Raw genomic sequence first — 7,732 nt, forward strand, 5'->3', positions numbered from 1 at the left:
GCGTACGCCTTGGCGGTTTTCGGGTCGGCGGTGTTGAGATTGCGGATGGCGCCGAAGCCGCCGTAGCCGCCACGGCCGCCGCCTGCGGAGGCGCTCGCGTCGGGCGAGGGGGTGGGGAGGTTGACACCGTGGTCCTTGAGACAACTGGTGAACGCCTGGATCGCGCTGGCGTCGGCGCCGCCGTTGGCACCGCCGCCACCGGGGAACTTCGGCATCTTGGAGGCGCACGCCTTGAGCGCCTTCTGGGTCGCCGCGTCGGGCGAGGCCCCGCCGATCCCGCCGAAACCGCCGCCGAAGCCGCCACGGTACCCACCGCTGGGACGTCCGCTCGGGTCACCGCTGGGGCGGCCGCTCGGCCGTGCGCCACCCGAAGGGCGTTTGAAGGTAGGCAGGTTGACACCGTGCTGCGACAGGCACTGCCGATACGCCTCCATGTCCTGCCCGCCCCCGCCGCCCGAGGCGGCCACCGACGCCGAGGCGGACGCGGAGGACTTCGCGTCCGAGGAGGAGGAACCGCTGGAGGAGCACGCGGTGAGCGCGAGCGCACCCGAGGCGAGTACGGCGACGAACGCCCCGGCCCGCACCGCGATGCGCGCCTCGGGCGGCCGGCTGGTGGTCCAGTTCATGTCCGTGGTCTCCTCGGGGAAGGCCGGATTCCGCACCGCCGGACCCGTGTCCGGTGGCAAGGCATCGCGGCACGTTGCCGTATGGCCGTCAACAGCTCGGACAGCCGTTGACCGTCAAAGCCGTTGACCGTCAAAGCCGTTGATCGCCAAAGCCGTACTTGGGCCGCCCGCGCGCACGCACGGGACACGGGGACACGCGAGCGACGGTCGAACTGAACCGTATTCACGTGGGGACTGTCGGGGATCGAGCTGTGAGTTCCCGGGGAGTGGACGGCCGCCGCGGCCCGCCCGGGGCCGCCTTTTCACCCGGTAGGCGAAGGGAAGTCCGTTTCCGGAGGCCCCGCGGCGGGGGCGCGGGGGCCCGGGTTCCCAGCGAACTCCCAGGGTTCTCCCAGGGCTTCAATGGCGTCGGCGTCCAAGATGCGCGCCATGAAGGTGCTCCCACGGCGGCGCAGGGCCGTCCTGATCAACTCGGTGCTCGGCGTGGTGGTCCTCGCGGGCGCCGGCGGCGCCTACGCGGCGGTGCACGACGACGGCAGCGGGAAGTCCGCGACCTCGGGCGGCGCACGGACCGCGACCGTGACCACGGCCACGGTGTCGGCCACCGTCTCCGGCTCGGGCACGCTCTCCTCCCCGAGTGACGCGGGGCTGAACTTCACCACCGGCGGCACCCTCACCGAGGTCGACGTCAAGCCGGGCGACAAGGTGAAGAAGGGCCAGGTACTGGCGAAGGTCGACCCGACCGCGGCGAACGAGACGCTCCAGCAGGACGAGGCGTCGCTGACCGCGGCCGAGGCGAACCTGACGAAGGTCGAGGCCGGCGAGACCCCCGCCTCGTCCGGATCCGACACCGGCTCCAACTCCAACTCCGGCTCCGGCTCCGGCGGGAGTTCAAACGGCAACTCCGGCGGTAACTCCGTTGGCAGCTCCGGAAGTTCGGGCAGCGGCCGTGACGCGGTCGCCACCCAGACCCCGACCCCGACCCCGACGCCGACCGTGGACCCGGCCCAACTCGCCTCGGCCCAGGCTCAGTTGACTCAGGCGCAGAACGCCGTGGACGCCGCACAGCGCGCGGTGGACGGCTGCGTGCTGAAGGCCGCCGTGAGCGGCACCGTGGCCTCGGTGGACGGCGCGAAGGGCGACACGGTCAGCGGCAGCTCGGGCAGCGGTACCGGCTCCGGTACCGGCTCCGGCTCCGGCTCGTCGGGGTCGGGCTCCAGCGGCAGTTCCTCCTCGGGCTCCACCTCCGGCTCGTCCGGTTCCGCCCCGACCGGGTTCGTGGTCCTCACCAACCCCTCGGGCATGCAGGTGAAGGCGGACTTCTCCGAGGCCGACTCGCTGAAGATCAAGGCCGGTCAGTCCGCGACCGTCACGCTGAACGCCGAGTCCGGCACCGTACTCGACGCGAAGGTGCTGTCGATCAGTTCGCTGCCGGTCAGCAGCGGTTCGGGTTCCGGCGGGTCGGGCTCCAGCGGCAGCGCGGTGCAGTACGCCGCCACGTTGAGCATCACCAGCGACACCTCGAACCTGCGCACCGGCCTGAGCGCCAGCATCCAGGTGACCACCGGCCAGGCGGCGAACGCGCTGAGCGTGCCTACCGCCGCGGTCTCCGGCACCGGCGCCAACCGTACGGTCCTGGTGGTCGGCTCCGACGGCTCCACCACCCGCACCCCGGTGACCGTGGGCATCGAGGGCGACTCGGCCGACCAGATCACCAGCGGCCTGAAGGAGGGCCAGCAGGTGCAGATCCCGCAGGTCGCCTCCGCCGGCAACGGCGGCTTCCCGAGCGGTTCGTTCCCCGGCGGCCTCGGCGGCGGCGCCAACCGGATCGGTGCCGCGGGCGGCGCCGGCGGCTTCCGGTCCGGCGGCTTCGGCGGCGGGGGTGGCCGCGGATGAGGCAGGCCCTGGGCAAGCGGCTCGGCGGCCTGGCCGGAGCGGCGTCCGGGCTGCACCGGCTGTTCGGCGGCAGGGACGACGGCGCGGTCGCCGACCCCGACGAGGCGGCCGGCGACGGCCCGTGGGGCCCGGCCCCGGTCATCGAGGTGCGCTCCCTGCTCAAGACGTACGGCCACGGCGACGCCACCGTCCGCGCGCTCGGCGGCCCCGTCGACCCGGACACCGGCCACTCCCCCGGTGTGGACCTGCTGGTCGAACAGGGCGACATGGTCGCGGTGATGGGCAGCTCCGGCTCCGGCAAGTCCACCCTGATGAACATCCTCGGCTGCCTCGACGTGCCGACCGTCGGCCGCTACCTGCTGGACGGCATCGACGTCGGCGGCCTGGACGAGCACCAGCTCTCCCTGGTCCGCAATCGCAAGATCGGCTTCGTCTTCCAGTCGTTCAACCTGGTGCCGCGCACCCCGGCCCTCGCGCAGGTCGAACTCCCGCTCGCCTACGCCGGGGTGAAGTCCGCCGAGCGGCGCCGCCGGGCACTGGCCGCGCTCTCCCTGGTCGGCCTCGCCGACCGCGTCGACCACCGGCCCAACGAGTTGTCCGGCGGCCAGCAGCAGCGCGTGGCGCTGGCCCGCGCCCTGGTCACGGCGCCGGCGATGCTGCTCGCCGACGAGCCGACCGGCAACCTGGACAGCCACAGCACCGAGGATGTGCTCGCCATCATCGACCGGCTCAACGCGTCCGGCCGCACCGTCGTGCTGATCACCCACGAGGACGAAGTGGCCCGGCACGCCAAGCGGGTGATCCGGCTGGTGGACGGGCAGGTCGTGGAAGACGTACGGCAGGCCGCGGTGGACGGGCCGCCGCCCGCGCTGCGCGACCCGGCCCGGTTCGCGTCCCACGCCCCGCACGCCATGAGCGGGGGTGCGGCCCGGTGAACCCGTTCGAGATCCTGCGGTTCGCCGTCGGCGGGCTCGCCGCGAACAAGGTGCGCTCCGCGCTGACCATGCTCGGCGTGCTGATCGGTGTGGCCGCCGTCATCATCCTGCTCGCGGTCGGCAACGGCTCCTCGCAGTCGGTCAAGGACTCCATCGAGAAGCTGGGCACCAACTCGCTCACCGTCTCCTCCGGCGGCGGCTTCAGCGCGTCGGGCTCCTCGGCCGCGACCAGCACCAAACCGCTCACCGTGGACGACGCCCGCGCGCTCGCCAACCCCGCCGACGCGCCCGACATCGAGTCCGTCGCGCCCGAGGTCACCACCTCGCAGTCCGCGGTCCACGACGGCACCTCGCACACCGTCGGGCAGGTCGTGGGCACGTACCCGGCCTACTTCAAGACCTCCAACAGCAAGGTCGCCAAGGGCGACTACTTCAGCGCCGACGACGTGCTCAACTCCCGCAAGGTCGCCGTGATCGGCTCCACCACCGCGACCGACCTGTTCGGCACCGTCTCACCGATCGGCAAGAAGCTGGTGATCGGCGGCACCCCGTTCACGGTCGTCGGGGAGTTGGCCACCAAGGGCGGCACCGGCTTCCAGGACCCGGACGACACGGTGATCGCGCCGCTGCCGACCGTGCAGAACGCCTTCACCGGTTTCGGGCCGGTCAGCCAGATCCTGGTCGAGGCGAAGTCCGCCGGCGCGACCACGCCCGCGCAGAACGAGATCACCACGATCCTGATGGGCACGCACGGCATCAGCAACCCGAACGCGCTCGACTTCCGGGTGAACAACCAGGCGTCGCTGCTGAGCACCCAGTCCGACACCAACAAGACCTTCACGGTGCTGCTCGGCGCGGTCGCGGCCATCTCGCTGCTGGTCGGCGGGATCGGCATCACCAACATCATGCTGGTCACGGTCACCGAGCGGACCCGGGAGATCGGTATCCGCAAGGCGATCGGCGCGCCCAAGGGCGTCATCCTCGGGCAGTTCCTCGCCGAGTCCACGCTGCTGTCGCTGATCGGCGGCGGGCTCGGGGTGGTCGGCGGGCTGATCGGTTCGCGGTTCACCATCGTCGGCATCAAACCCGCGGTGATCCCCGAGTCGGTGTGGGGCGCCTTCGCCATCGCGGTGGCCATCGGGCTCTTCTTCGGCAGCTACCCGGCCAACCGGGCGGCGGGCCTGCGGCCCATCGAGGCGCTGCGGCACGAGTGATGTTCACCAAGAGACACAAGCCGAACACGGGATCAGGAAGAGGGGCCGAGATGGCGCGACGCCGCACCGAGCTTGTCAAGGCAGACGCCGAGGCCGCAGGCGGGATCGAGATCATGGAAGGGCCGCGGCAGACCGGGAGTTCGCAGGCTCCGGCCGGCCCCGGCGCGCCGGGTGGTCCGAGCGGCCCGAGCGGTACGGGCGCCACCGTGCCCGACCCCCGCAGCGCGGCCCCGTATCCGGACGGCGCGTACCCCGAAGGCCCGTACCCCGAGGGCGGATACGACGCCGAGCGCCCCGGCGACCACCCCGAGGACATCCTCGCCGAGCCGCCGGACGCCCGTGACATCTCCGCCGAGTTGGCCGCACCGCCGCGCCGCAAGCTGCCGTGGCTGACCCTCGTGCTGTCCGCGTGCGTGGTGGCCGCGGCCGCGTTCTCCGGCGGCGCCCTCGTCGAGAAGCACCATCTGAACGGCAGCACCACGGCCGGGCGGTCCGGATTCCCGAGCGGCCTGACCGGCGGCACCGGCACCGCCGGCCGGACCGGCGGCGCGGGCGGCCGCTTCGGCGGCACCGCGGGCACCGGCACGACCGCGGGCGGCGGCACCGCCGCGGACGGCGTGACGGTCGGCACGGTCAAGCTCGTGGACGGCAAGACCCTCTACGTCACCGACGCCGAGGGCAACATCGTCAAGGTCACCACCGGCGGCTCCACCAAGGTCACCGAGACCAAGGCCGGGAAGGTCTCCGACCTCAAGGCGGGCCAGAGCGTGACCATCCTCGGCACCAAGGGCGCCAACGGCGACGTGACCGCGACCACCGTCACCGAGGGCGGCGCCGCGGGCGGCCTCGGCGGGTTCCGCCCCGGCGGGTTCGGCGGCTTCGGCGGCGCGCAGACCGCGGGCGGCACCGGCACCGGCACCAGCGGCGGCACCGGCAACTGACACACTCGGCTCACAGCATCGGCACGTACGGTGCGGTCGCGAACCCGCCAGGCCGGGAGGAGTGCCCATGGAGACGCCCGAGGCCAGCCTGCTGGTCGTGGACGACGAACCGAACATCAGGGAACTGCTCTCCGCGTCCCTGCGGTTCGTCGGCTTCAAGGTGGTCTCCGCCGCCACCGGCGCCGACGCGCTCGCCGCCGTCGCCCGCGAACGGCCCGACCTGGTGGTCCTCGACGTGATGCTGCCGGACATGAACGGCTTCGCCGTCGTCAAGCGGCTGCGCGAGGAGAGCGGGCCGCACCCGCGGGCCGGCGGCGGGCCCGACCGGCTGCCGGTGCTCTTCCTCACCGCGAAGGACGGCGTCGACGACAAGATCAGCGGCCTCACCGCGGGCGGCGACGACTACGTCACCAAGCCGTTCAGCCTGGAGGAGCTGATCGCCCGGATCAGGGCGATCCTGCGCCGCACCGGCGGCCCCACCGACGACGGGCGGCTGGTCGCGGGCGACCTCGAACTCGACCCGGTCGGCCACCAGGTGCTGCGGGCCGGCCGCCCGATCTCCCTGTCCCCCACCGAGTTCAAGCTGCTCGCCTACCTGATGGCCAACGCCGACCGGGTGGTGTCCAAGCTGCAGATCCTCGACCACGTGTGGGCGTACGACTTCGGCGGTGACCTGAGCATCGTCGAGTCGTACATCTCGTATGTGCGGCGCAAGGTGGACGCGGTGGCGGGCGGCGGCCCGAAGCTGATCCACACGGTGCGGGGGGTCGGCTACGTGCTGCGCCGCCCCGCGCCGGGCCAGGGCTGAACGGCGGCGCGGCCATGGGGTTCCCGCCGCCACGACCGCAGGGCCCGCCCGGCATACGCCCCCCGCGCCCTGAACGCCCGGGACGCCCGGGACACCCCGAGCGCCCGGGACACGGCGCGGTGCTGCGGCGGCTTCGGCGGTGGCCGACCGGCTTCCAGTGGTCGGCAGTGTCGCTGCGCTCCCGGCTGGTGCTGCTCGCACTGGTGCTGGTGCTGCTGGGCCTGGCGGTCAGCGACACCGTGGTACTCGGCTCGGTACGCGGGCAGTTGGTGCAGCGGGTGGACCAGCAACTCCAGCGGTACGGCCGGCCGCTCGCGCGACGGCTCGGCACGGACGGCGTTCCGCCGCCGCGCTACCTGGCCCCCGGGACCGGCCACGGCGGCTCGATGGGCACGAACAGCGGCAGCGGCAGCGGCCGCAACGGTTCGGGCTCGGCCGCCGTGAACACCACGAACGGCCCCGGCGGCGCCCGCCCCTGGCTGCCCAGCCAGTTCGTCGTCGCCTTCGCCGCCGCCGACGGCCACGTGGCCGAGCAGTTCCGGCTGCCGGTCGCCGCGAACGACCCGCAGCCGCTGTGGCCAACGATGGACGCGAGCCGGCTCCGCTCCCGCTTCGACCACCCCTTCGACGTCCGCAGCGACCACGGCGGCGGGAGCTGGCGGGTGCTGATCGTGCCGGTCGGCACCGACCCGGACCTCGACCGCGCCGGCTCATCCGCCGCCCAACTGCCCGCCGGGGTCGTGGTGGCCTCCTCCCTGGACGACGTCTCCTCCACCACCAGCCGGCTCAGCACCTCGTTCCTGCTGATCGGCGGGGTCGTGGTGGCGCTGCTCGGCATCGCGGGCTGGTTCGCCGTACGCGCGGGACTGCGGCCGCTGCGGCGGATCGAGGCGACCGCGGCGGAGATCGCCGCGGGCCGCCCGCTGTCGCACCGCATGCCGGAGGCGTCACCGGGCACCGAGGTCGGGCGGCTGTCGTCCGCGCTCAACGGCATGCTCGCGCAGATAGAGTCCGCGTTCGCCGTCCGCGCCGAGTCCGAGCAGCAGATGCGGCGGTTCGTCGCCGACGCCAGCCACGAACTGCGCACCCCGCTGGCCGGCATCCGCGGCTTCGCCGAGCTGTACCGGATGGGCGCGCTCGCCGACGAGGCCGACGTGAAGCGGACGATGGCCCGGATCGAGAGCGAGGCCGTACGCCTCGGCGGCCTGGTGGAGGACCTGCTCACCCTGGTGCGGATGGACGAGCAACGGCCGGTCCAGCTCGCGCCGATGGACCTGCGCACCCTCGCGGTGGACGCCCTGCACGACACCAC

General features: G+C 73.2%; 7 protein-coding genes. 6 read left to right on the top strand and 1 reads right to left on the bottom strand.

Annotation, left to right across the window (positions count from 1 at the left end; genetic code table 11):
- Positions 1-626 (bottom strand): hypothetical protein (locus AC13HU_RS26490; RefSeq protein ID WP_483044471.1); only part of this gene is annotated, 626 nt, incomplete at its 3' end.
- A gap of 429 nt (positions 627-1,055) precedes the next feature.
- Between AC13HU_RS26490 and AC13HU_RS26495 the strand changes: the two genes are divergently transcribed.
- From AC13HU_RS26495 to AC13HU_RS26520, 6 genes are all read left to right on the top strand, one after another.
- Complete coding sequence (locus tag AC13HU_RS26495) at positions 1,056-2,522, top strand: efflux RND transporter periplasmic adaptor subunit (RefSeq protein ID WP_483044472.1); 1,467 nt, start codon at positions 1,056-1,058, stop codon at positions 2,520-2,522.
- Positions 2,519-3,457, top strand: coding sequence for an ABC transporter ATP-binding protein (locus tag AC13HU_RS26500; RefSeq protein ID WP_483044473.1), 939 nt, complete (start codon positions 2,519-2,521; stop codon positions 3,455-3,457). Before AC13HU_RS26495 ends, AC13HU_RS26500 begins: the two co-directional genes overlap by 4 nt.
- Positions 3,454-4,671 carry an ABC transporter permease gene (locus AC13HU_RS26505; RefSeq protein WP_483044474.1) on the top strand — a complete coding sequence of 406 codons (1,218 nt, stop codon included), beginning with the start codon at positions 3,454-3,456 and terminating at the stop codon, positions 4,669-4,671. Before AC13HU_RS26500 ends, AC13HU_RS26505 begins: the two co-directional genes overlap by 4 nt.
- 50 nt (positions 4,672-4,721) lie before the next feature.
- On the top strand, positions 4,722-5,612 hold the full coding sequence (locus AC13HU_RS26510) for a hypothetical protein (protein ID WP_483044475.1): 891 nt from the start codon (positions 4,722-4,724) through the stop codon (positions 5,610-5,612).
- A 67-nt stretch (positions 5,613-5,679) separates the two neighbouring features.
- Positions 5,680-6,420: a response regulator transcription factor gene (locus AC13HU_RS26515; protein ID WP_483044476.1), complete on the top strand. Its 741-nt coding sequence runs from the start codon at positions 5,680-5,682 to the stop codon at positions 6,418-6,420.
- Between the two features lie 119 nt (positions 6,421-6,539).
- A partial coding sequence (locus AC13HU_RS26520; protein ID WP_483044477.1) for a histidine kinase dimerization/phospho-acceptor domain-containing protein occupies positions 6,540-7,732 on the top strand: 1,193 nt, incomplete at its 3' end.

It is taken from the genome of Streptomyces sp. NH27 (assembly GCF_056859195.1).